A 24,934-nucleotide genomic window follows, 5' to 3' on the forward strand; every position below is an offset into this window, starting at 1 on the left:
GTTTGCAATATTTGGTCAAATCCCTACAATTAATAGTCCGTTCAAATCAGGAATAATGCGTCTTATGACTAACCCTGCTGCCACCAACGACTTGTCGGCGCTACCGACCTTGTCTTCAGAGCTTAATGAGCTTAACGAAGCTCAGCTTACCGAATTTGCAAATGCTGCTGAAGCTCTAATCCTACAAGTAAATGATGCGCGTACACTGCAAGATTTGCGTGTGCAATTGACTGGTAAAAAGAGTCCGTTAACGGGCTGGTCAAAGCAGATGGGCAAACTCGATGCTGACGACAAAAAAACCTACGGTGGCTGGTTGCATGAGGTACGTAGCCGCATTCAGCAAGCATTGACCGATCAACAGCAGCAACTAGAAGTCGCCGCGCTCAATGCCAAGCTAGAAGCAGAGAGCATTGATATTACGTTGCCTGCTCGCGGTGGTCAAAAAGGTCATCTGCATCCAGTAACGATGATTACTCAGCGTATGCAGCAGTATTTTATTCAAGCGGGTTTCAATGTTGCAACTGGCCCTGAAGTTGAGAGCGATTACTATAATTTTGAAGCATTGAATATCCCGTCGCACCATCCTGCGCGCGCGATGCACGATACATTCTATTTCGATGCGCATTATCTACTGCGTACGCATACCAGTCCTGTCCAGATTCGTACCATGGAAAAGAACGAGCCACCGATTCGCATCATTTGCCCAGGCCGTGTTTATCGTAATGACTCAGACCAAACCCACTCACCGATGTTTCATCAGCTAGAAGGCCTTATGGTCACCGAGTCGAGCACTTTTGCTGAGCTAAAAGGTCTGATCAGTGAGTTTCTAGAAGCATTTTTTGCCAAAGAGCTGACCGTACGTTTCCGTCCGTCGTTTTTCCCATTCACTGAGCCGTCTGCAGAAGTGGATATCTTAGATGACAATGGCAAATGGCTTGAAGTGATGGGCTGCGGCATGGTACATCCACAAGTATTGACCAACTGCGGTATTGATAGCGATAAATACACAGGTTTTGCTTTTGGTATGGGTATCGAGCGCTTTGCAATGCTGTATTACGGTATTGATGATTTGCGTTTGTTTTTCCAAAATGACGTGCGCTTCTTAAAGCAATTTGGCTAGAGAGTTTTTGTTGATATAAAAGTGCTCCTTGTTAATACAACAAGTTAATTTGCCAAGCTTTACTCCAACATCTTTATTATAAAATTCTGATCCGAGATATTTATGAAAATTAGCGAACAGTGGCTACGTCAATGGGTAAATCCCCAAAATACCAGCGAACAGTTAGCTGAACAGCTGACCATGGCAGGGCTTGAAATTGATGATCGTTACGCAGTTGCCCGTGCATTTAGCGGTGTGGTCATCGGTGAAGTCATCAGCGTTGAGCAGCATCCAGATGCAGACAAACTGCGTGTCACGCAGGTAAATATTGGCGATGCTGAGCCGCTACAAATTGTCTGCGGCGCGCCCAATGTGACCGTCGGTATGAAAGCACCGGTTGCTACCGTTGGTGCGGTATTGCCAAGCGATGATAAGACAGGGTTTAAGATCAAAAAAAGCAAATTACGCGGTGTTGCCTCAAACGGCATGCTATGCGGCGCCTCTGAAATTGACTTGGTCGATGATATCGATGGCTTGCTTGAATTGCCTGAAGATGCACCAGTTGGTACCGATATCCGTGAATATTTATGTCTAGATAATCAAATATTGGATATCTCTATCACCCCAAACCGTGGTGATTGCTTTAGCGTTCGCGGTATCGCTCGCGAGATTTCAGTCATCAATGACTTGCCTGTACAGTTGCCAGAGATTCCTGACAATGTAGTCGCTTCTGATAATGGTGCAACGCCCGCTGTAACCGTTGATGCGGTAGAAGCGTGCCCTCGCTATTTGTTGCAATCTATTAGCAATATCGATCGTAGTATCGACACCCCAAAATGGATGCAAGATGCATTGGTACAGTCCGGACTACGTTCACACAACTTCTTGGTCGATGTGACCAACTATGTTTTGATGGAATTGGGTCAACCACTACACGCTTTTGATGCTGATACCATCGAAGGTGATATTGTTGTGCGTTTAGCACAGCCTGATGAAACCATCACTTTACTCAACGAGCAAACGGTTACGCTAACCGGTGATGAGCTTGTGATTGCTGATGACAAAGGTGCCTTGGCACTGGCTGGTATTATGGGTGGTCAGCGTAGCAGTGTCACCGATAGTACGACCAATATCGTTGTAGAAAGTGCTTTCTTTAATCAACTGGCTATCGCTGCACGCGCACGCCGTTTTGGATTGCACACCGATGCCTCGCAGCGTTTCGAACGCGGCGTCGATTTTGAATTGCCGAAACTTGCCTTGGCACGCGCTTGTGATTTGATCACTAGTATCACTGGCGGCGAAGCAGGTCAAATAGTCACGGCCGAAAACCTCGAGCATTTGCCAGCACGCGCACCGATTACATTGCCAATCGCGAAAGTACGTGATGTTATTGGTATTGATATCGATCCATCAGAGATGGTGCGTATTTTAACCCAGCTTGGTTTTGACGTAGAGCAGCAAAGCGACGCACTAATTTGTAAGCCGCCGTCTTATCGTTTTGATATGAGTATCCGCGAAGATCTCATCGAAGAAATTGCCCGTATCTATGGTTATGACAATATTCCAAGCGTCCTGCCACATTTGCAAGTCAGCATGGATTATGACGATACTGCAGATTTGACTCATGGGATGAAGCTAGCACTGGTCGATAACGGTTATATGGAAGCGATCAGCTTTAGCTTTAGTGATGCAAAATTAGAAGCATTGCTTGATGATGAAGCGTTAGGGGAGGTGTTGGCACTGGCAAACCCTATCTCTAGTGATTTGGCGGTGATGCGTCGTACCTTACTATCAAGCCTACTGCCTTGCGTGCAATATAACTTGAATCGTCAGCAGCCACGTGTACGTTTCTTTGAAACGGGTCTTAGCTTTGTGGGACAAAGTATCAGTGATTTGGTCCAAACTCCAAGCATTGCCTTGGTCGCAGTGGGCGATGTCTGGAGCGAGCAGGCTTATCAAAATCGTGCGCTAGACTTTTATGATCTAAAACATGACATTGAACAGTTGTTACCAGCACAGATCGATAGTGCCCGTATTCGCTATGAGCGTAGTGCGCTAAGCTTCCTCCATCCAGGACAAAGCGCTGAGTTATATATCGATGATGTATATGTTGGTTGGTTGGGTCAGCTACATCCAAATACTGCTAAGCAGTTAGATCTGCCGACGACATGGGTCGCCCAATTGTCACTGGCACCGCTATTGACGCTTGCTCGTGAGCAGCATGCGATTACGACGCCTAGCAAGTTCCCACAAGTGCGCCGTGATATTGCCATCTTAGTAGACAGTGATATCAGTTTGCAGACTTTAGAATCGACAATACGAGCTGCGGCAGGTGATCTGTTGACGGATCTGTGGCTATTTGATGTTTATCAAGGCGATAAAGTACCAGCAGGCCAACGTTCATTGGCGTTTGCACTCGTATGGCAAGACAGTACGCAAACGTTGTCTGACGAAGCCGTCAAGACTGCCACAGATAAAGTGGTACAAGCGCTAACTGACCAGCATTCTGTACAGCTGCGCGACAGCTAACATTTAGTAAGTATTATACCCAATGCTCTGTAGTCTTTTTACCATGAGGCTACGGAGCATTGCTATTCATAGAATAAGTTAAGTGGTTATTAATAAAGGATTTTAATGAAGACTTTGTTAAAAAACGGTCAAAAAACCTTTATAATAGCTAGCCTTAACCCTCATACCGCTAAACCATGATATTCGACATCACGACATAGCATAGGAGTCGTACTGTGAGCACCTTAACCAAATCTGACATGATTGAGCATTTGATGAGTCACCTAAACCTAACACGCCAAGAAGGCCGCTGTCTGGTGGAGAACTTTTTTGATGAGCTGTCAGAAAGTTTGATTGATGGCAAAGAGGTCAAGCTTTCAGGCTTTGGCAACTTTGAGCTTAAAGATAAAAACAGCCGTCCAGGCCGTAACCCGAAAACAGGGGAGCCTGTTGCAGTATCCGCGCGCCGTGTGGTTACTTTCAAGACAGGGCAAAAATTTCGTCAGAAGGTTGACGAGCGTTTGTTTGATAGCTAATACTTAGTTTGGCACTGCGCTGAACGATAGTGTGTCTGTTTTATCGTGAGTTTATAAGAATGCTAGTGCGTATTTGCACTTAGTTATTTTTGCGTACATCTATATATTTCGATATTGCAGCATGCATCGTATATTAGGGTTATCTATAAAGTAGAGTCCTACTAAGATCATAAATCATAGACATAAAAAAAGAGAGCATAGGCTCTCTTTTTTTTACTACAGTTTATCTATTGTATGAACAATAAATTACTGAGCTTCTTCAACTACTACTTCGTCAGAAGCTTCAACAGCAGCAGTATCAGTTTCGCTAGCTACGTCCATGCTAGTGGTGTCGCCGTCTACAGGAACTTCAGCGTCCATTTCGTCAGTAGCAGTTGCAGCTTGTGCATCAGCGATGTCAGCTTCAGCGCCAGCAACAGCAGCGTCAGCATCAGCAGTCATTTCGCCTTCAGCAGCAGCTTCGTTTAGCTCTTCAGAAGCGTCTTGCACTTCTTCTTGCGCGTCAGATAAATCTTCAGCAGCATTTTCTTTGCTGCTATCACAGGCAGTAAGGCCCATAGTTGCAGTCATGATACCAGCTAGAGCAAGTAATTTAAGTTTCATATGGTTTTCTCCGGAAAAATGAAATGAGCAGTAGCAGCAACAAAGGTCGAAATCCGAGGTTTCTCAGAATTCAACTAGTCTTAGTCACAGCTACTCAGCTTCCACGCATTCTATAGGTTTTCTAAGTAAATAGAAATAGCCTGTACAATTAAGTAACAATAAAATTTAAAATAATATTTTACTTTCTCTATCCGATATACTTTTTAATACAAGAAGTCAGATTAATCGACGTATAATCAATGACATCAGAGGGATTGAGCGCTTTTTCGGTTCTTGTTTTTTAACTCAAATTGTCTATATTAATCCCGTTTGTATGAGTAAAAATGAAGTTAAATAGTCCGATTATCATCCTATATTACATAAACACTAGTGAAGTTAGCAGTTTTATAGGTTTCTCCTTGCTTTTAGGATAGTAGACTAGGTCATAGCGCAAATTGACTGGCCAAATAATATATAACATAAGTAATGAGTAATAGAAGTAGTGGCTAATAGAGATAGTGATTAATAGAAATAATGAATCAATCTATATTTGAGGAATAGAATTATGAAATGGCAAGGTAGACGAGGTAGCTCAAATGTGCGCTCTAGCACAGGTGGCGGTAAGATGATCGGTGGTGGTATTGGTGGTATTATCATCGCAGGTATCTTGTGGTTGGTATTTGGGGTAAACCCAATGACCGCATTACAGACAGGTCAAGCGGTTACAGGTGGTGGTAGTGAGTCATCTACCGAGCTGGCAACCAGCACAGACCGAGACACGCAGTTTGTGAAAGTTGTACTAGCAGATACAGAAGAAGTCTGGCATCAAATCTTTAATGAAGCTGGTAGCACTTATCAAGAGCCGTCATTGATTTTGTTTAATGGTCAGGTTAGTTCGGCATGTGGTAGTGCTAGCTCTGCAACAGGTCCATTTTATTGTCCAGGGGATCAGACTGTTTATTTGGATACGTCATTCTTTGTAGAGATGCGACAGAATCTTGGTATTTCAGGCGATCAGCAAGGCTCTGGTGGTGAAGAGAACCAAGGCAAGGCTGGCGATTTCGCACAGGCCTACGTGATAGCGCATGAGGTAGGTCACCATGTTCAGACGTTATTGGGCATTAGCCAACAGGTCAATGAAGCTCGTCAGCAAGTGACACAAGCACAGTCCAATAAGCTATCAGTATTACAAGAGTTGCAAGCGGATTGTTTTGCTGGTGTATGGGCACAGCGCAATCAAGAGCGTGTACAGTTTTTAGAAGCTGGTGATCTTGATGAAGCGGTAAATGCAGCTAGTCAAATCGGAGATGATCGTCTAGCGAAAGCGAGTGGTGGTGCAGTAGTGCCTGATAACTTTACTCATGGTACCAGTCAACAACGCGTCGAATGGTTCACCCGTGGTCTACAAAGCGGTAATGTACAATCTTGCGATACGTTCAGCGGTGCACTTTAATGGCCATATATATTAATAATCGTGTATTTGACTAACGATGTTTTGTAATACTGATGTTTTTGACTATAAGTCTAGTGCATGGACTTATAAACAAAATTAAGACACAAAAAGCCTGCAACGAATTGCAGGCTTTTTGTCATCTTTTATCTGATACTACTCAATCAATTTTCAAATAATATCAGCGTAGAAAGATTTAGTTGTTATCAAGAACATAACCACCAGCACCGCCAATCGCTGCACCAGCCAATGCGCCACGAGCGATATCTTTGCTGTCGCCTTTGCTTTTAATAAGAGCACCAGCTGCTGCGCCAGCAGTAGCACCTTTAGCAGTGTTGCTCATACCGCTATAAGAGTTACAACCAGTCATGATTAGTGCTGAGCTAGTAATGGCAGTCATTGCGATCGTTTTAGCAAATTTCATATTATCACCTATTAAGTCATCAAGTTTAAAATACAATACCTTCAAAATACTGTGTCCATGATATTTTCAAGTATATTCCTACTGTCTGTCATAATAATCGGTTACTAATAATATAGTCGTAGTAAAAACGCTAAACTTTGCAAACGAGATGTAAGCGATGTTGCCGTACTGTATCATCGGCAATGCCTGTGAACGACAGAGCAGCATAGTTTAATTGGCTTAACTGTTAATACTTCGATACTGCTATAAAAAAGACTACCCATAGGTAGTCTTAATATTGAATCAAAGCTGAATATGTCTAGCAAACTAATCAATAATTAGTTTTGTGATTTACGCTTCATTTGCTCGAAGAATTCATCATTGGTTTTCGCTTCTTTTAGGCGATCCAATAAGAACTCAGTAGCTTGTACGCCATCCATCGGTTGAAGTAGTTTGCGTAAAATCCATACTTTACGCAGTTTGTCTTCGTCCAATAGACGCTCTTCGCGGCGTGTACCAGATTTTTTGATATTAATCGCAGGGAATACACGTTTTTCAGCCAAGTCACGCTCAAGCGTAATCTCTTGGTTACCCGTTCCCTTAAATTCTTCAAAAATAACGCTATCCATCTTACTACCAGTATCAATCAATGCACTGGCAATAATGGTCAAACTACCACCTTCTTCCACGTTACGCGCAGCACCAAAGAAACGTTTTGGACGTTCCAGGGCATTGGCATCTAGACCACCCGTCAACACTTTACCTGACGATGGAATGACCGTGTTATAAGCACGTGCTAAACGCGTAATTGAATCAAGTAAAATCACCACGTCTTGCTTATGCTCGACCAGACGTTTGGCTTTTTCGATGACCATTTCAGCGACTTGTACGTGACGCTGTGGCGGCTCATCAAAGGTAGAAGCAACCACTTCACCGCGTACCGTACGTACCATCTCGGTGACTTCTTCTGGACGCTCATCAATCAATAGTACGATCAAATAACATTCAGGGTTATTACGAGTGATTGATTGCGCGATGGTCTGTAGCAACATCGTTTTACCCGCTTTTGGCGGTGCGACGATAATAGAACGCTGACCTTTACCAATCGGAGCGATTAGATCGATGATACGACCAGTCAAATCTTCAGTGGTTCCGTTACCAAGCTCAAGCTTTAGATGCTCAGTTGGGAATAGGGGCGTGAGGTTCTCAAAGATAAGCTTATGACGTGAGCGATCTGGCGTATCAAAGTTGATTTCGCCAACTTTTAATAATGCAAAATAACGCTCAGAATCTTTTGGTGGACGAATCGTACCAGCGATACTGTCACCAGTTTTGAGGCTAAAGCGGCGAATCTGGCTAGGGCTGACATAAATATCATCAGGACCGGCTAAATATGAGCCTTCTGATGAGCGCAAGAATCCAAAACCATCAGGAAGAACCTCAAGTACGCCGTCACCATAAATGGCTTCACCGTTACGCGCATGGGTTTTTAGAATAGCAAAGATAATGTCCTGTTTACGGCTGCGCGCCATATTATCAAGACCCATTTCTTTGGCGATAGCCAATAGCTCAGCGATTGATTTTTTCTTTAATTCAGTAAGATTCATAGATAGGTCATTAGCAATTGATCAGATGAGAGATGCCATTAGCAGCACAAGTCACGACAGTGATTAAAATAACGGTAATATGATGATATGGGTGTGTGCACAGCGCTGTAGTTTATGTAGTTTTGGTTTTATATGTCTGCTTATGTATGCATTGCCATCATTGGAGGCAAGGTAATAAGAAATAAGGATAAAAAAGGCTACATAAGAGTCTGCGTCAAAAACTCAATATCAGTAATTGCGTTTAGTCATTTTGTTCAGCAATGGTGTTTATAATGACGATTGTGTTTTTGTTGATAAACACGAGGAGAATAGCGACAAGATACTTAGGAAAACAGTTGGTTTTCTCTTGTCAGCAGACTATACGGTCTTCACAATAGCGTTGTCAATAAATTTTGCCAAAAAAGTCACATTATCGAGTTTTTTGCACAAAAAACAAGCAAAAAAGCCACTATCTTAGTCAGATAATGGCTTTCTCGGTTATTCTATTTTGCCCACTCAAGGTAATCTAGAGCGAGAAAATTTAACTTATAAATGCTTGTCTAGTACTTTAGCCAATTCAGCTTTTGGCTGAAGGCCCATTACTGAGTCAACTTTTTCGCCATCTTTAAATACAAATAGCGTTGGGATGTTGCGAATACCGAAACGGCTAGCCGCTTGTGGGTTGTTGTCTACGTCTACTTTGACGATTTTAACTTTACCTTGGTACTCAGTCGCTAGATCTTCTAAAATAGGAGCGATGGCTTTACAAGGACCACACCATGGTGCCCAGAAGTCTACTAGTACAGGTACGTCTGATTGTAGAACGTCTTGATCAAAGTCTGTGTCGGTAGTATGTACAATAAGGTCTGACATAATTTTATCTCTCTTGTTTTATTACTTCTATCACCACTCATCAACATATATATTGGTTTAATAATAAATCGGTTGGTGGTCAAAGAATTGTTTAGAAGGGGTGAAAATGTGCCATTATATTAACATGTTTGCCCTAATTTGACAGATACAGGCTGGTTAAATTGTTTAACAACTAGTATTAGCACAATAAATCGAAACGGTGCAGCACAAGAGTATCTAATCTGTTATTTGATACGATTATACTTATCAAAGTATGTATCTCAGTGCGATATAAGTCGTATTTTATACCTCGTTTGTATAGTAGCCAGTGATTAGTAGCTAGCGATATGAATAACGTTAAAAATCAGTCAAAGTCTTGACCTTTTGTCCAAATAATCATTGTTCATAAAATGGCTATCGTGCCAAATATAGCTATCATGTCTAAAAGACTAGCCACCAAAAATCCTTATCTTAAAACCAATTTACATAAGTAGTTAATTTTATGCCTTTTACCGATGAAGAAGTTAATGCCCTCAATGCCCAAGAAAGCGCTTATCCGCTTGAGTTTTTTAAAAATTTTGCACAAGAAATTACGGTTTACGAAGACGATGATATTTGGGTGGTTGATAAACCTGCAGGCCTATTAAGCGTCGATGGTAAAACACTCAAAGTCAGTCTGCTTGCTCGTCTTGAGCGTGCCAATCCAGCCGTAAAATTGATTCATCGTTTAGATATGGACACCTCGGGACTGCTTATTTTTGCAAAAAATGCAGCAGCGCAAACCAATATCAGTAAGCAATTCATCGAACGTCTACCGCAAAAAAAATACCAAGCACGTGTCTTTGGTGAGTGGAAGCAGGTCGGCGCAACTGGTGAGATATCAGTGCCAGTGCGCTATGAGCCAAGTACCAAACCGCGCCATATCGTCGATCACGACTGGTCAAAGCATGCGCTAACCTTATATGAAGTTGTGGCTCATGAAACCTGTAATGGCGAGGCAGTCACGCGGGTCATGTTAAAGCCAGTTACAGGCCGCAGTCATCAGCTACGCGTACATATGGTGCATGTCGATCATGTGATGATTGGCGATCCGATTTATGCTGAAGGTACGGCATTAGAGATAGCCCCTAGGCTCAACTTACATGCACAGCAATTGCGTTTAAAGCATCCAGTACTGGGTGCTTGGATGGACTGGGAAAGTCCTTGCCCATTTTAAATCGTTAGATTTTGCCGCTTGCTGTTAATAGATGCGATAAACGGCTCTAAAGCCAGCTATAAAATACCAGTCATGCAAATACAAGGATGAAAGTATGCTTGATATCACCACTACCAAACAGGCCATTAAAAACCGCCTTAAAGGTAAAAAGTCAAAGACGGATAAAGTAGCCGACTATGAAGTATTGATTATCGGTGCGGGTATCGCAGGTATTGGTATGGCTTGCCGTTTACAGCAACAGCAGCATAAAGGTCTATTCGGTCATAAAGTTCCCAAAAAGCAAAAGCAGGCAAAACCGACTAATAAGCAAAAACCTCCACAGCGCTTTGCTATCTTAGAAAAGCGTGCTGATTTGGGTGGAACATGGGATTTATTTACCTATCCGGGGATTCGCTCTGACTCTGACGCCCTGACCTTTGGCTATAACTTTAGGCCGTGGCTTGATTATAGAATGCTTGCAGCAGGCGATGATATCAAATGCTATATCGCCGATACGGCACGCGAGTTTGGGGTGACCGAACATATCCACTATCAGCATGAAGTTCAGGAGATATCATGGTCTAGTGATGATCAACAGTGGTCAGCAACCATCAAAAACCATGCAAGCGGTGAGATGTTTGTTAAGACTGCCAATTTTATCGTAGGTGCCACTGGCTATTATGATTATGAGCAAGGCTATCGCCCTCATTTTGATGGAGAGGAGGATTTTCACGGTCAAATCATTCATCCACAGCATTGGAATAATCTAGATTATAATGATAAAAAAGTTGTCGTTATTGGTAGTGGTGCCACGGCGATGACGTTGCTACCTGCACTAGTAGATAAAGACAGTGCTCAGTGTGCGCGTCATGTCACGATGCTGCAGCGTACGCCGACCTATGTGGCAAGCGTGCCGGGTGATGACCATGCTATTGACTGGTTATCAGGCAAGTTTTCACCATTATCAAAAGAGCAGGCCTATACGGTATTACGCGCGCGCAACGTGTTACGGCAACAAGGCCTGTACAAAGTTGCGACTCACGCACCCAAGGTGATGAAGGCAGTCTTAAAAAATGGGGTGAAAAAAGAGTTAAAAGGTAGCGGCGTTGATAGCAAGCATTTTATGCCTGACTATAATCCATGGGATCAACGAGTATGTGCGGTACCTGACGGTGATTTATTCAAAACTTTACAGGATAAACGTGCAACAGTGGTGACCGATCAAATTAGTCACTTTACTGAAACAGGGATTATGCTGCAATCTGGTCAGCACCTCGACGCTGATATTATCGTTACCGCGACTGGCTTAAAGCTACAGATGCTAGGCGGGGCTGCGGTATATATCGACGGTCAAGCTGTCGATATTGGCACGCGTATGACCTATAAGGCAGTCATGATAGAAGGCATACCTAATCTGGCTGCACTGTTTGGCTATACCAATGCCTCGTGGACACTAAAAATCGATTTAGCTTGTCAGTATGTAGTGAGGCTACTGGGGTGTATGCATAAAAACCGCTATCAGGTCGCATTACCACAAGCACAGACTGCGGATATGACAGCCTGCGCTCAAGCAGATACCGTGATGGGTTCGCTATCGTCTGGTTATGTCAGACGCGGCAAAGACGAGCTACCTAAGCAAGGCGATCGCTATCCTTGGTTCGTGACCAACAACTATTTAAGCGATCGAATCATGCTTAAGTATCGTAAGATAAAAGACGACTGGTTACGATTTAGTCGTTAGTATCTTGGTAATTATTGATGATGGTTGTCGATAAAGTCAGTAACTTGTTTGCTTAACATCTGCCACAAGGTCTCTTGGGCGCTTTTGCTGCCCCATGCATTGTGCGGACTAAAGATAACACGCGGATGGTCGCTGATACTGAGCAAAGGGTCATCGTCAGCGATCGGTTCTTGTTCAAACACATCGCTAGCATAACCGATGATCTGCTCACTATTAATCGCGTCAGTTAATGCTTGGCTATCAACGATGCCGCCACGTGCGACATTGACGATGAGCGGTTGTTTGGCCATTTTCGCCAGAGTATCTTTGTTAATAAGATGCTCAGTGTGTTCATTCAATGGACAGTGTAGACTGATCACATCCGCACGCGCTAGTACTTCATCAAACGCGGTATAGTCGTCGCTGCGTGGTTCACGTCCTTGGTGCTCTGCCCACAGTACGGTCATACCAAAGGCGCGGGCAATCTCGGTTACGCGCTTGCCGATGGTGCCAATACCGATAATACCTAACGTCTTATTTTCCAAATCTATCAACGGAATATCCAGCAGGCAAAAATTACCGTTTGCCAGCCACGTGCTATCAGCGACTTTTTGATGGTAATGGATACCTGCGCGCATCGCTGTCAGCATCAACATAAAAGTATGTTCGGGCACGCTTTTGACCGCATAACCAGCGACATTAAAAAGCGCAACACCTTGCTTATCGCAAGCGGCTTGATCGACGTTGTTCATACCAGTAGCAGTCAGTTGGATCAGCTTAAGTTTCGGCAATTGCTCTATCACCTCAGCACCGATTTGCACTTTATTAGTGATAATAATGTCGGCGTCTTTGCAGCGTTCAATGATGACAGCCGTGTCTTTTGGCGTGTCGTTATAAGTGATGTAATCGCTCACACCCATTGGCGCTGGCAGGTCAATACCTTCAGAAAACGTTCCTTTATCTAAAAAAACGGCTTGCATGGCTAGTCCTTACTTATTGTTGTCTTATAGATAGTTAGCGAATAAATTACTATCGCATGATTTCTTATCGGCTTAATGTAGCACGTTGGTATTTTTAGTCAAAAAGAAGCAAGCAGTAAAAAGGCATTTTCACTGTATTTTTAGCGTAAAAGCAGTATCTATAAAATGGATGTTATTTTAAACAAAGAAAAGACCTCTATTTCAATATTGAGATAGAGGTCTTTCAGTTAGACAATGCACTTTTTCGTTGATGCAGCTTGTATTACAAATGCTATCAAGCCAACTTCGCAAAAACTGTTAATAATAGGTGCTAAAAAGAAAAACGCTTGCGCAATTTGCCAATGAAACTGCGTACGCGATTACTCAAATCAATACGCACATCATTGTCAGGGTCGTGCTCGACTTCATAACGTTTTACTAAGTCAGGACTCGCTTTGAGTTTAGTATGATGTTGGAAAGCACGATTAACACTAATCTCTAGCAAACTCGCGCGCATCGGCTTCGGTAAGCATCGATAGACTTGACCCTTGTTAATTAAATCAATCAACAAACCTGCATCTTGGAATTCAGTTTGCACCAAAACGACTAAATGCGGTGCATCTTGCTTTAAAGTGAAGATTATTGGTGCGATGTTTTCGCCACTAACATTGATGTCAGTAATACACACACCAATGTCGTAGTTTGCCAGATAGTCATAAGCCTCCTCTAAACCTTCAGCATGCAGTACCTTATAATTATTGGAGAACTGTTTGCGGATTTGTTCGATTAGCTCATTTGTTTCATCGATAACCAACAGGGTTTGCTTATTGTCTGAGCTATCAATCTGATCGGCGTCTTCATCTGGATTGTAAGTCAACGCGATTTCAGTGGCACGCCCAACCACAGCGATGAGTTCCTCAGACTTGCAGGGCTTGGTTAAATAACGATAAATCTCTCCATCGTTAATAGAACCAATAATGGCATTCAAGTCGGCATAGCCTGTTAATAAAATACGCATGGTAGACGGTGATATGTCTTTTACTTCGCGTAAGATATCGACACCGACACGCTCAGGCATACGTTGGTCACTGACTGCTACGTATACATGGTTGTTTTTAATATAGTCGATATACTCAGTGGGGTCGGTCGTGATAAAAACATCATGAGTTTTACGAAAGAGGAGTTTCATAGAACGTAAAATGCGTTGTTCATCGTCAATAAACGCGATTTTCGGTTTAGGTTCAGTACTTAGAGCAGAGGGTTGTATGTTATCTTTAACTTCATTCATGATCGTATCCTTACGATGAATAATAGAGGCTAGATTGTAAGTATTATGTCTGTTGTCAGCACAGCGCATAACTGAGCTGCGCCGACAATATAATAAGCGTGTTGCTTATGCCGACATACTTTGTTCCGTTAAATTATTGTTGATGGGTAGGGTTAAGGTAAACACCGTGCCAACACCTTCAGTAGATGTGGCGGTAATCGCACCATTGTGTTGTTCCATGATTTGCTGACTGATTGCCATGCCGAGGCCAGTGCCTTCACCTGCCGCTTTCGTAGTAAAGAAGGGCTCAAATATCTGATCCAATACCGCTTGGCTCATGCCTTTACCATTATCAGTTACTTCAATGTAGACGTTGGTTTCATCAGCGTAGGTACGCACCTCAATCTTGTCATCAGGATTGCCCTCCATTGCTTGCGAAGCATTGTTTAATAGGTTGACTAATACCTGATTGATTTGCGATGGTGAGCATTTGATTTCAGGCGTTGGGCCAAAATTGGTGACAATATCTTGATGTCTGATAGAGTTTCCAGCGATTTTGAGAGAAGATTCTATACATTCGCGTACATCAATGGTCTTCACTTTTGACTCATCAAGGCGTGCAAAGTTACGTAAGTTGAGTACCATCTCGGTAATCTGTTCCACCCCAAACAAAGAGTCTTTAATCAGCTCTTTTAGCTCAGAAGATAAGTCATCTTCTTCGATTTCATCCGAAGCACGGACAATATCTGCTAACAGTTTATCTATTTTGTCATCGGCAGCCGTTTCAGATTGAACGCCTTTTAACCCTTGTACCAACTCAATCAGCTCTTCGTATTGCTCAGTCAATTGACCGATGATTTCGAGGTTGTTTTGTACGTAAGATAGTGGTGTATTTACTTCATGAGCAACGCCTGCAACCATCTGACCAAGTGTGGCCATTTTTTCAGAACGGATCAGCTGTAGCTGAGAGTTTTTCAGCTCTTTTAGTGTGTCTTGTAGTTCAGCGGTGCGTTCTTCGACTTTAACTTCTAGCTGTTGATTAATATTGGCAAGCTTACCTTCATTAGATTGGATACGATGGAGTAGCTCACTGATAGAGTGGTTTACTAGGCCAATTTCATTACGTCCGCCTGAAAATTTAACGTCACTAAGCTTGTTATATTGCTTATCATCGATTAGTTTTTCTGCGAGAGAGATTTTGTCTGTGGTCTTTTTCAATGGTTTGAATGCTAAGAATGTCAGCATGAAATAGATCAGTGCAGCGGTTATAAATAGCGCTAGCATGATTAAGTTAATTAGGTTTTTGCTTAAATTGTCTGCGATAGCATTAACGGCAGCATCTGGTTGTACTACGATTAGTTTCCAGTAGGTCTCAGGAATCTGGAAAACATATGCCTGACTACCATTGTAGTAGCTGTCATTGGTTAGATCGAAACTTTGTAGCAAGCGACTGTCCATCGTGCTTGTATTGCTTTCATTAGCATTCAAATAGGCGGCGTAGTTGATAAGCTCAGAACTACTAACAGCAGTGGCCTCATTTTTATCAAGTGTTGCAATGACTTGTTGTACTTCCGGAGGCATTTTTGCGGCAATTTGTTTGATGATCTCACTATGCTGAGCATCTAAAAAATCTAAGATAGGTTGCCACGCAGGGTCTGAATCAATGACTTGTTTGATATCCAGTGGGACACCAGTTTCTTCGTCAATATATTTTAAGCGTTCAGGGTTAGATGAGGCGATAACCTTATTACTGTTGTCAATCAATAAAATATAACCTGAGCCAGAGCTTTCACTCAGCTTAACGATGTTTTCTTGTAGCTGGTTGAGCGTAAAGTTAACGGTACTTGCACCCCAAAACTGATTGTCACGTTCAATAGCGACACCGCAGCTCATTGCCAATTCACCTTTGGTTTGAGTGGGGCTTACGTCAGCCCATATACAGCCATTAGGTCTGAGTACTTTTACTTTGTTAAACCAGTTTTCATTGTAATAAGGATTAGCAGGGTTTGGATCCGTTAATATTGCTCGGTAATCGCCATCTTGGCGCACCATCAAAAAGGGATGAGTCGCCGTACTGTCTCCGAGTGCACCATTATCAGGCCAAATACCACCACTACCTAATAAGCTATAATCCCGCTTATCAAAAGCGTTAGCCGTGCTGGTCTGCAAAATATTTTCTTCGATTGGCAGTGTTTGAGCGCTTTGCTGTAGTTGCAACGCGCTACGCATGACGCGATTGACATCAGCCGAGATGCTGTTGACGGCGGTATTCCCTCGTTGAGCCACTAGTTTTCCTGACTCAAGTCTGATTTTTTCATAGCCTTCTTTTTCGACAATGTAAACCACAACGGCAACAACAACGGCAAAAGCAAGAAACAAAATAATGGTAACTTGGGTGCTGACTTGGTTAAATAAGCCAACTTTTTTGGAGGCACTCATAAATGTATTCATCCTTGAATTATATAAAGTACAAAAAATACGATTAGCAGTATTTTTAGTATAAAAAGAGCTGCGATTATTAATGCTGAATAATTTGTTGACTAAATATCTGAATAAATAGCATAACGATGTGAAGCCGTTACTTCTAACGAAGGGCGCAATCCATAAACCCATCCGCTTGTCTACAAACTAAGTCCCTATAACAAGTATTAAAATTCGTCTACTTGTGAATATTGATACCTGTCGATAAGTAGAAGGAAAGCGCTAAATACTATTTTTTAATCATAAATATGAACAATTGAAGTAACGAAAAACACATCTATTTTCATAAAGTAACAGTATAGAAACAATTTTATGATGTAAATGTTTTTTCTATACTTGCGAGTCGTTATCTTATTGTTTTATATGACCAACTTATGCTTAGCATTCGCGTCATCTTGTATGAATCTGCTCTTGAAAAGTCAACTTAACGCACTCATCTACCCGCTAACGTTATATAATGGTTGGGCTGGACGATTGGCTTGATTGGTGTTGTGGCACTTCTTCTATGTCTTTTTGACATTTTATGGTGTGAACAACCTTATTTAGCTATTGTTAGCCGCCATTGCTGTTTTTCTAAGCTATCTATCTAAATTTCATTATCTGAGTACAAAAGACATCGCCTTATGACTATCTCTATTGCTTCATTGCACAGTACTGAATTCGCCGTTGGTCAACGTTATTTATCTGATACGGAGTCTGAGCTTGGCTTAGGTGTGGTCATCGATGTTGACGACCGATGTGTGCATATTTTATTTCCGCAAAGTGAAGAGACACGCGTCTACGCAAAAAACTCTGCGCCATTATCGCGCGTGGTGTTTAAAGTGGGCGATAGCATCTACGATCAAGATGGCAAAAGCTATACGGTCAATGCCGTTGATGAAGTGATGGGTGTACTTAAATATGGCGTCGATGAGCACGAGCGCGGCATCATGGAAACCCGCCTTGCTGCCAATATCACATTGGCCAAGCCGCTTGAGCGTTTGCTTGCTGGCCGTATTGAGCGCGGTGACTGGTATGAGCTGCGCCAAGATATCTTGCGCATGCAGTCAGCGCTAGCAGGTCATCCATTAAAAGGTCTAATGGGTGCACGTGTCGATATCATCGAGCATCAGCTATATATTGCACATGAAGTCGGCAAACGTATCGCGCCGCGTGTACTACTGGCTGATGAAGTTGGCCTTGGTAAAACCATCGAAGCGGGCATGATTATTCATCAGCAGTTGCTAACAGGCAAAGCTGAACGTGTGTTGATTTTAGTACCAGATAGCTTGCAGTATCAATGGATGATTGAGCTGCGTCGCCGCTTTAACCTAAACTTTGCCTTGTTTGATCTAGTGCGTACTGCGGCTATTAAAGAACACGATCCTGAACAAAACGTCTTTGCTACTGAGCAATGTATCATTGGTGGCATGGATCTATTGCTCGATCACCCAGACTTATACGATCAAGCGATGGATGCAGGGTTTGATTTATTGGTTGTTGATGAGGCGCATCATCTGCATTGGGATGAAGCACAGGGCGGCAATGATAAGTATGACCTGATTGCAGATTTCGCCGAAGAAACGCCAGGCGTGATGCTATTAACAGCAACGCCAGAGCAGCTTGGTGCGCAGAGTCACTTTGCCCGTCTGCGTTTGCTGGATCCAGATCGCTTTGATGATTTGGATGAGTTTATCGATGGTCAAGAAGCTTTTGCAGAGACAGCAGCAGTTGCTGGCGTCTTGATAGAAGAAAAGCCATTAAATGAAGGTCAAATCGCTGCTTTAAGTAGTTTATTAGACATTAGTATTGAAGAACTATCTTCAATCAATGAAGATGAAAAACTGCGTACACATGCGTTAAACGAGCTATTAGATCGTCATGGTACAGGTCGTATTTTGTTCCGTAATACTCGTGAGAGTGTCAAAGGTTTCTATGGCCGTAGTAGCCAACCATATCCATTGCCACTTCCTGAGGCATGGAAAGATAGCTATCAAACCAATGGCAAGTTGCGTGAGCAGCTATGGGGCGAAGAAAACCAACCAGACGGTGGCTGGCTAGAAGATGATCCACGCGTTTCTTGGTTGATTGATATCTTACGCGGTGAGCTTAAGCATCAAAAAGTCCTATTAATCGCTCGTAGTGGTGCGACGGTAGAGAGTTTAGAAGCGGTATTGCGTCTGCATGCCGGTATCAAAACAGCTATCTTTACTGAGCAGATGACTTTGCTTGAGCGTGACCAAGCGGCCGCATTCTTTGCAGATAGTGAAGGCGCGCAGATACTACTGTGTTCAGAAATTGGTTCAGAAGGTCGTAACTTCCAGTTTGCAAGCCAGTTGATACTATGGGATCTACCTGCTAATCCAGATACCTTAGAGCAGCGTATCGGCCGTCTAGATCGTATCGGTCAGACGCAGCAAATCATGCTACATGTGCCTTATGTACAGGGTACAGCGCAAGAGCGTCTGTATCAGTGGTATAACGATGCGCTGAACATGTTCAATCAGATATCGCCAACTGCCCAAAGTGTACAAGAGCAATATATCCAAGAGCTTAAGCCAATGCTTGAGGGTGCTGATACCGCTGAAAATAATGTCATCTTGCAAGACATCATTGACGAGGCGCTACAGACACGTTTGGGACTAGAAGCACAGCTACAAGCTGGTCGTGATCGCCTGTTAGAGTACAACTCATGCCGTCCGCGTGTCGCTGGTCGTATCGCTGATGCTATGCGTGACTTTGATGGTAATAATTTGCTGCCGCACTTCATTGAGCGTTTCTTTGCATCTGCTAATATTGATCACAATATCCAGCGTGATGGCTCGTGGGTTATCGCGCCTATCGATAGCACAGAGATCAGTGACTATATTGATGGCTTGCCACTTGGTGATGAAGACGGTATGACGTTGACCTTTGAGCGTGAGCAAGCGCTTCAGCGTGAAGACATCGAGTTTATCACTCACGAGCATCCATTGATGCGTGCGATTTATGAGCTAGCGAGCACTAGTACCTTTGGTAACACGACAGTTGCCATGCTAAAAAGTGCCGCTGTTCCGCAAGGTATGGTACTGCTAGAGGTGAACTTCCGTGTTGAAGCAATCGCGCCAAAAGTGCTTAATCTGCCAGCGACTTTGTCCACGCAAAATATCCGTGTCTTTATCAGTGAGCAAGGCAGTGATTTATCGGCTCGTATCAGTGCTGAGATGATTATGCCGCACGTTGAGCGATTGGATAAAAACCGTGCTCGCCAAGTGATTAAAGTGCGCGGCGATGTGATTGAGCAGCGTTATTACGAAGCTGAAGACATCGCTCGTCAGCAGATCGCTGAGATTGGTGAGCAAGCAAGTAGCCGCTTTAGCCAGCAGTGGTCACGCGAAATTAAGCGTCTAAAACATCTACAGACGATTAATCCAAACGTACGTCCTGAAGAGATTGAGCGTTTAGAGCAGCTTAAAGCTCAAGGTGAGCAAGCGCTTGGTAACTTGTCATTAGTACCGGATTCTATTCGCGTACTCGTAGCAGTTAAGCCATAAATATCGGCGTATTTGTCAAAAACGAGGTGTTGTTATACATCTCGTTTTTTTATGGTTGAGATTGCTTGCTTTGCTCTTTAGTTGCGATTTTTCTGGCAAAAACAGATAAGCAATACTTATGAGTAAGCCGACAGTAACTAGTCAAAGCCACCAATATTGGGTAAGATGTTTACCTTTTCTATAGAAAATAAATATTCGGTGATAACATCGCTAACGATGTCTGTATGTTTATTTTAAGGTCTCCTTCGACAGATCTTAACAAGTGATCTCGCATTATTTTACATTCAAATATGATGGCTATATGGCATCAATATCATCAGATGCTGAGCGTTTTTGATAAAAATAAGGAAACATATCGTCATGTCCGATAATCTACAACTGATTGATGAGCTGCTGGCTACTATTGCGCTTATTGAAGTTACCCCTGATGTGTTTGAGGGTAAAAGCCATGACTATGTGGGCAGTCGTATATTTGGTGGGCAAGTGCTCGCCCAAGCGATTATGGCAGCGGCGCATACATTAGATAAAGACAAACCTTGTCACTCACTGCATGGATATTTTTTGCGTGGTGGCGATATCAACCAACCAGTGATATACCAAGTCCGTCGTTTGCGTGATGGTCGTAGCTTGTCTGCACGTGAAGTCACCGCTATTCAGTATAAAGAAGTACGTGGTAAGCCGCCTGTTGAGCAAGTGATATTTTCAATGATTGCCTCGTTTTCGCCGATGGAAGATGGGCTTGAGTATCAAGAAGACATGCCTGTCTATCCACCGCCAGAAGACTTGCTGACAGAGCAAGATTTAAAAGAAGAAAATGTCGGAAAAGTGCCAGAAGCGCTAAAAGCAAGATTTATGCGCCGCCGTCATGTCGAGATTAAGCCAGTTAAGCCGCGTAATCCGATTAGCCCAGAACCAATGAAACCTAAGCAAGCAAACTGGCTACGCATTCGTGAATTGGGCAATCAGCCAGTGGCTATTCAGCAAGCGCTATTGGCATTTTCGTCGGACTTTTATTTGGTTGGCACAGGGCTGATGTCACATGGTGTTAGCTTTATGACCAGTGGTCTACAAGCTGCCAGTATCGATCACTCGATGCATTTCCACCGTGATTTTGATTTGAATAAATGGATGCTTTATGACATGTGGAGTGATACCACGTCTAATGCGAAAGGGTTGAACCATGGTCAGTTTTGGCAAGATGGTAAACTGGTCGCCACTGTGCAACAAGAAGGCCTCATGCGTTTACGTGTGCCAAAGTCTTAGGGTGCTTTAGACCCAGTTATCTTTATATTGTATTATAAAAAAGCGACTCGTTATTAATAATGAGTCGCTTTTTTTGTTCCAATTTCTTACTCTAAGATCTTAACCATCGCGCGAGGTAGTCCTAGGCTGTCCTGCGCTTTTTGTTCGGTTAGCCACTTAAAGTCGATTTCAGCCGCTGCTAATTTCTTATTTAGCTCAGTTATCTGCGTCGCATCAATCATCAATTTACGCGGGGTCAAATACCAGTGAAAATGCGTCAGCGAATGCTTGATAGGGGCGTCATCGAGTAAAGTATTGCTGACTGATTTTGCGACCAGTTTATTTTTTATGAGCCATTCATTTATGATTTGCTCAGCAGTAGTAAACTCTGCTTCGTATACTTTTTCATTACTGCGGACATCGTTTGCTACGTTTGATGGCTTATCAGCGCTAGCTAGCGTCTTTTTAACAGTAGCCTTAGTGTTTTCTTTACCATTAATTTTCTCCATAAACTGCAATGGCAAACTCCATAATCCACCCCAGATACCATTGTCAGGGCGTTGTAGCCATAGTATGTCACCATTTACACTTTCGATGAGCAGTGCATCACTGAATTTACTAGGTTTGGGCTGCTTTTTTGCTTTGACGGGATAATCAGTCTCGCGCCCTTGCGCATGGGCTATGCAGTCTTCTTTCAGTGGGCATAATAGACAGGCAGGCTTGCTACGGGTACATAATGTCGCGCCCATATCCATCATGGCTTGCGCAAACAATCCTGAGTTCTCTGTCGGTGTCAGTCGCTCTGCCAATGCCCATAAATCTTTGGTGGTAGCAGATTTAGTGATATCGCCGTCAATTGCCGCCCAACGTGTCAGCACTCGTTTGACGTTACCATCGCAGATAACGCCATAATGATGTAATCCCATCGCCATAATCGCGCCAGCAGTCGATGGCCCAACGCCCGAAATCGCCTCCCATCCTGCTAGCGTCTGTGGAAACTCGCCCGTTTCATCGATTACCTCAACCAACTGCTTAGCACCTTTATGCAAATTACGTGCGCGTGCATAGTAGCCAAGCCCTGCCCAATGCTCGGCAACCAAATCCCACTCCGCTGCAGCCAAATCCTGCACGGTCGGAAACGATGCCATAAATCGTGCAAAGTAGGGCAGTACAGTGGTCACTTGCGTTTGCTGCAGCATCACTTCTGATAACCAAACGATATAGGGATTGGGCGTATCAGTTTGGTGCTGTTGCCAAGGTAAGTCATGGCGACCGTTTTCGGCAAACCAATCGAGTAGGCGCGGGGCAAAGGAGTTTAGAGCAGTAGATGACTGAGAAAATTGAGTAGGCAAGAGTATTCCTTGTAAGTTGAACAGGGATATATAGGATTTGGATTTATAGTTGGCAAGCGAGAAGGTAAATAGATAAAATTGTTTACCAATATATGAGGCTTAATTGTTTATAAATAAAGGGGATAGATAGTATCACTATAGAGAAGTACGAGTTTATCGATAAACACTGTCTAAAGTTTCGCCCGATTCATTTTTCCACTCAATCCATCCGTTGGTCGAACGTCCTGATACTAGAGCACTGGCTCCACTGGGTGTCTTAAATAAATGGTTTTCAGTGAGTTTATAGCTTGTATTGTTTACGGCTACGAGTTTGCCGCTACTGAGCAGACTCTCTTTTAATTTAGTCACGAATGGCGGAGCTGATGACGTTTGTGTTTGCCGTATGAGAGAACCTGCTAATATTACAAAGCCATCGTCGTCATAGTATCCTTTAGCATCACCATCTTTTACCTTATAGTAAAACAGAGATGGAATAGGTTTCGATGGAGCTTCATCGATTATTTGAGCAACTTTAGCAATGGTGGAGTCAGGCGATTTACTTTTATAAGTCTCGTTGCTATAAAGACTATCATGAATAGCCAAGGACTCGAAAATAGGCTGTCCTAAGGTAGATAGTAAAACGTCAAGGGTGTGGAATAATTCCTCGCAATCAGCCTTTAATGGGTCAGGTGTATGCGGTTTATTTCCATTATTTCCATTTTTTAGTTCGTAACGTCCCACCTCAATGGCAGTTGTGATAGCCTTATGTTCCATATACAGCGCATGGGTTTGCGTCATAGAGTTATTAGTTGAGAGCATGACAAAAGCCCGTGTCCAGAACTCTTTGTCATCGTGTTGGTTAAGACGTCTTTTAAGATCGCCAGTTTGTCCAACATAAAGTAACGGCTTCTCTACACTATCGGTATCACCAATCAAAAAATACAAACCAACTTGATTGGCATCGGGCATCGCGAAAAAGTCGTTAATGTGGATACGCGGGATTTCAATTAATCTTACTGTACGCGTAGTCATCTCTGCCAAACGCAACCCACGAGGGTTACCTTTTGGCAGATAAATTTGAATGGTTTTAGCCGATGGTATTAAAGGATTCATAGTAACTTAGATTATTGGTGAATCTACTTCCGATTCTTTCGCGTTTTTAGACGACGTAAGCGCTTTTCTTCCTCTTTCGCTTTTTTCTTCTCTTCAGCAGCGAGTCGTTGTTCTGCGACGACGATTTCTTCTGCTTCTATCATCGCTGGTGTTTCTAGCGTGATACGACCAATCTTTGCGCTACGTAGCTCGTTAATCAGAATCTCAGACATACGGTACGTATCGACTTGATTGCCCGAACGTACACAGCCGCGATTACGTCCAGCCACTTCAAAAAACTCCCAGTCAGTCTTGGGCAGTTCTTCAATTTTATATCGAGTTTTTAGCAGCTCAGGATAGGCTTGCATTAGGTACTCAGCGGTATAGCTTGCCACATCAGCGAAATCAAACGCCGTATCACGGATGCCGCCCGTTGCGGCTAGACGATAGCCAGAGTTTTCGTTTTCGACCTTTGGCCATAGCATACCAGGCGTGTCATAGAGCATGATGTCATCGTCGAGCTTAATCAACTGCTGCGACTTGGTCACAGCTGGCTCGTCGCCTGTCTTTGCCACAGCGCGTCCTGCTAGCGTATTAATCAGCGTTGATTTGCCAACGTTTGGAATACCCATAATCATCGCTTTGATTTGACGACCAGTCCCGACTTTATTGGGTACGAGATGCTTACAGATGGCGATGATGCGTTTGACATCGTTGGCTTTTTCAGTATCGCAAGCAATGGCTTTGACCCCATCTTGCTGCTCGAGATAATCCATCCAAGCTTGCGTCAACTCAGGATCGGCAAGGTCAGCTTTGTTCAGGATTTTGATAACAGGTTTTTCGCCGCGTAGTGCTGCGACCATTGGGTTTTCACTACTATAAGGAATACGCGCATCGATGACCTCGATGACCAAATCCATCTGCGGCATGACTTCTTTGATTTCGTTACGGGCTTTGTTCATATGCCCAGGGAACCACTGAATACTTGCTCTCTTATCCATCTGCTTTCATAACCTTTTATAAAAAATGCTAAAAGTAAAACAATCAACGTTTACTTTCTAATGGTGTCCAGTTTACTACAGAACCACCTTGCTCACGGCACAATTTCACCCAACCAGC

General features: G+C 43.2%; 18 protein-coding genes. 8 read left to right on the top strand and 10 right to left on the bottom strand.

The genetic code is table 11. The features are described from left to right. Positions 1–64: 64 nt before the first annotated feature. From pheS to ACQKC9_RS11555, 3 genes are all read left to right on the top strand, one after another. Positions 65–1,120 (top strand): phenylalanine--tRNA ligase subunit alpha, encoded by a 1,056-nt coding sequence (pheS, locus tag ACQKC9_RS11545; RefSeq protein ID WP_427621910.1) that lies wholly within the window; start codon positions 65–67, stop codon positions 1,118–1,120. A 102-nt stretch (positions 1,121–1,222) separates the two neighbouring features. Then, positions 1,223–3,628 (top strand): phenylalanine--tRNA ligase subunit beta, encoded by a 2,406-nt coding sequence (gene pheT, locus ACQKC9_RS11550; protein ID WP_427621911.1) that lies wholly within the window; start codon positions 1,223–1,225, stop codon positions 3,626–3,628. A gap of 215 nt (positions 3,629–3,843) precedes the next feature. Beyond that, complete coding sequence (locus ACQKC9_RS11555; protein WP_057761935.1) at positions 3,844–4,143, top strand: integration host factor subunit alpha; 300 nt, start codon at positions 3,844–3,846, stop codon at positions 4,141–4,143. A gap of 246 nt (positions 4,144–4,389) precedes the next feature. On the opposite strand, the gene ACQKC9_RS11560 is transcribed toward ACQKC9_RS11555, so the two are convergent. Further along, positions 4,390–4,746, bottom strand: coding sequence for a hypothetical protein (locus ACQKC9_RS11560; protein WP_201549039.1), 357 nt, complete (start codon positions 4,744–4,746; stop codon positions 4,390–4,392). Positions 4,747–5,290: 544 nt separating this feature from the next. Between ACQKC9_RS11560 and ypfJ the strand changes: the two genes are divergently transcribed. Continuing rightward, on the top strand, positions 5,291–6,178 hold the full coding sequence (ypfJ, locus tag ACQKC9_RS11565; RefSeq protein ID WP_057761931.1) for a KPN_02809 family neutral zinc metallopeptidase: 888 nt from the start codon (positions 5,291–5,293) through the stop codon (positions 6,176–6,178). A 193-nt stretch (positions 6,179–6,371) separates the two neighbouring features. Here the strand turns inward: ypfJ and ACQKC9_RS11570 are convergent, their stop codons facing one another. The 3 genes from ACQKC9_RS11570 to trxA form a co-directional block, all read right to left on the bottom strand. Further along, positions 6,372–6,599 carry a hypothetical protein gene (locus ACQKC9_RS11570; protein ID WP_057761930.1) on the bottom strand — a complete coding sequence of 76 codons (228 nt, stop codon included), beginning with the start codon at positions 6,597–6,599 and terminating at the stop codon, positions 6,372–6,374. 317 nt (positions 6,600–6,916) lie between these two features. Then, positions 6,917–8,185 (bottom strand): transcription termination factor Rho, encoded by a 1,269-nt coding sequence (gene rho, locus ACQKC9_RS11575; protein WP_055125334.1) that lies wholly within the window; start codon positions 8,183–8,185, stop codon positions 6,917–6,919. Positions 8,186–8,710: 525 nt separating this feature from the next. Then, positions 8,711–9,037, bottom strand: a complete 327-nt coding sequence (gene trxA / locus ACQKC9_RS11580) for a thioredoxin (protein ID WP_057761928.1) — start codon at positions 9,035–9,037, stop codon at positions 8,711–8,713. 481 nt (positions 9,038–9,518) lie between these two features. On the opposite strand from trxA, the gene ACQKC9_RS11585 reads away from it, so the two are divergent. After that, on the top strand, positions 9,519–10,232 hold the full coding sequence (locus ACQKC9_RS11585) for an RluA family pseudouridine synthase (protein WP_427621912.1): 714 nt from the start codon (positions 9,519–9,521) through the stop codon (positions 10,230–10,232). A 94-nt stretch (positions 10,233–10,326) separates the two neighbouring features. Next, on the top strand, positions 10,327–11,952 hold the full coding sequence (locus tag ACQKC9_RS11590; RefSeq protein WP_427621914.1) for a flavin-containing monooxygenase: 1,626 nt from the start codon (positions 10,327–10,329) through the stop codon (positions 11,950–11,952). An 11-nt stretch (positions 11,953–11,963) separates the two neighbouring features. Here ACQKC9_RS11590 and ACQKC9_RS11595 read toward each other — a convergent pair whose 3' ends face one another. The 3 genes from ACQKC9_RS11595 to ACQKC9_RS11605 form a co-directional block, all read right to left on the bottom strand. After that, positions 11,964–12,911, bottom strand: a complete 948-nt coding sequence (locus ACQKC9_RS11595; protein ID WP_427621915.1) for an NAD(P)-dependent oxidoreductase — start codon at positions 12,909–12,911, stop codon at positions 11,964–11,966. 310 nt (positions 12,912–13,221) lie between these two features. Further along, a complete protein-coding gene (locus ACQKC9_RS11600; RefSeq protein WP_057761920.1) occupies positions 13,222–14,178 on the bottom strand; it encodes a response regulator in 957 nt (318 codons plus the stop codon). Between the two features lie 105 nt (positions 14,179–14,283). Continuing rightward, on the bottom strand, positions 14,284–16,596 hold the full coding sequence (locus ACQKC9_RS11605; RefSeq protein ID WP_427621917.1) for a sensor histidine kinase: 2,313 nt from the start codon (positions 16,594–16,596) through the stop codon (positions 14,284–14,286). Between the two features lie 665 nt (positions 16,597–17,261). Here ACQKC9_RS11605 and rapA point away from each other — a divergent pair. Then, the gene (rapA, locus tag ACQKC9_RS11610) at positions 17,262–20,150 is read left to right on the top strand and encodes an RNA polymerase-associated protein RapA (RefSeq protein ID WP_185156624.1); all 2,889 of its coding nucleotides are present in this window, start codon (positions 17,262–17,264) and stop codon (positions 20,148–20,150) included. A gap of 360 nt (positions 20,151–20,510) precedes the next feature. After that, complete coding sequence (locus tag ACQKC9_RS11615; RefSeq protein ID WP_057761915.1) at positions 20,511–21,413, top strand: acyl-CoA thioesterase; 903 nt, start codon at positions 20,511–20,513, stop codon at positions 21,411–21,413. An 86-nt stretch (positions 21,414–21,499) separates the two neighbouring features. Here the strand turns inward: ACQKC9_RS11615 and mutY are convergent, their stop codons facing one another. The 3 genes from mutY to ylqF all read right to left on the bottom strand — a co-directional run bounded on the left by mutY (position 21,500) and on the right by ylqF (position 24,816). Then, positions 21,500–22,744, bottom strand: a complete 1,245-nt coding sequence (gene mutY, locus ACQKC9_RS11620; protein WP_427621918.1) for an A/G-specific adenine glycosylase — start codon at positions 22,742–22,744, stop codon at positions 21,500–21,502. A gap of 153 nt (positions 22,745–22,897) precedes the next feature. Continuing rightward, positions 22,898–23,836, bottom strand: a complete 939-nt coding sequence (locus ACQKC9_RS11625; RefSeq protein ID WP_427621920.1) for a GIY-YIG nuclease family protein — start codon at positions 23,834–23,836, stop codon at positions 22,898–22,900. A 23-nt stretch (positions 23,837–23,859) separates the two neighbouring features. Continuing rightward, the gene (ylqF, locus tag ACQKC9_RS11630; protein WP_427621921.1) at positions 23,860–24,816 is read right to left on the bottom strand and encodes a ribosome biogenesis GTPase YlqF; all 957 of its coding nucleotides are present in this window, start codon (positions 24,814–24,816) and stop codon (positions 23,860–23,862) included. Between the last annotated feature and the right edge of the window lie 118 nt (positions 24,817–24,934).

Source organism: Psychrobacter sp. NPDC078409 (genome assembly GCF_050268505.1).
In the GTDB taxonomy this organism is placed as follows: Bacteria; Pseudomonadota; Gammaproteobacteria; order Pseudomonadales; family Moraxellaceae; genus Psychrobacter.

Excerpts from the sequence above, each read along its gene's own strand:
- pheS (WP_427621910.1), top strand. The coding sequence starts at position 65 with ATGACTAACCCTGCTGCCACCAACGACTTGTCGGCGCTACCGACCTTG.
- pheT (WP_427621911.1), top strand. The coding sequence starts at position 1,223 with ATGAAAATTAGCGAACAGTGGCTACGTCAATGGGTAAATCCCCAAAAT.
- ACQKC9_RS11560 (WP_201549039.1), bottom strand. The coding sequence starts at position 4,746 with ATGAAACTTAAATTACTTGCTCTAGCTGGTATCATGACTGCAACTATG.
- ypfJ (WP_057761931.1), top strand. The coding sequence starts at position 5,291 with ATGAAATGGCAAGGTAGACGAGGTAGCTCAAATGTGCGCTCTAGCACA.
- ACQKC9_RS11570 (WP_057761930.1), bottom strand. The coding sequence starts at position 6,599 with ATGAAATTTGCTAAAACGATCGCAATGACTGCCATTACTAGCTCAGCA.
- rho (WP_055125334.1), bottom strand. The coding sequence starts at position 8,185 with ATGAATCTTACTGAATTAAAGAAAAAATCAATCGCTGAGCTATTGGCT.
- trxA (WP_057761928.1), bottom strand. The coding sequence starts at position 9,037 with ATGTCAGACCTTATTGTACATACTACCGACACAGACTTTGATCAAGAC.
- ACQKC9_RS11585 (WP_427621912.1), top strand. The coding sequence starts at position 9,519 with ATGCCTTTTACCGATGAAGAAGTTAATGCCCTCAATGCCCAAGAAAGC.
- ACQKC9_RS11590 (WP_427621914.1), top strand. The coding sequence starts at position 10,327 with ATGCTTGATATCACCACTACCAAACAGGCCATTAAAAACCGCCTTAAA.
- ACQKC9_RS11595 (WP_427621915.1), bottom strand. The coding sequence starts at position 12,911 with ATGCAAGCCGTTTTTTTAGATAAAGGAACGTTTTCTGAAGGTATTGAC.
- ACQKC9_RS11600 (WP_057761920.1), bottom strand. The coding sequence starts at position 14,178 with ATGAATGAAGTTAAAGATAACATACAACCCTCTGCTCTAAGTACTGAA.
- ACQKC9_RS11605 (WP_427621917.1), bottom strand. The coding sequence starts at position 16,596 with ATGAGTGCCTCCAAAAAAGTTGGCTTATTTAACCAAGTCAGCACCCAA.
- rapA (WP_185156624.1), top strand. The coding sequence starts at position 17,262 with ATGACTATCTCTATTGCTTCATTGCACAGTACTGAATTCGCCGTTGGT.
- ACQKC9_RS11615 (WP_057761915.1), top strand. The coding sequence starts at position 20,511 with ATGTCCGATAATCTACAACTGATTGATGAGCTGCTGGCTACTATTGCG.
- ACQKC9_RS11625 (WP_427621920.1), bottom strand. The coding sequence starts at position 23,836 with ATGAATCCTTTAATACCATCGGCTAAAACCATTCAAATTTATCTGCCA.
- ylqF (WP_427621921.1), bottom strand. The coding sequence starts at position 24,816 with ATGGATAAGAGAGCAAGTATTCAGTGGTTCCCTGGGCATATGAACAAA.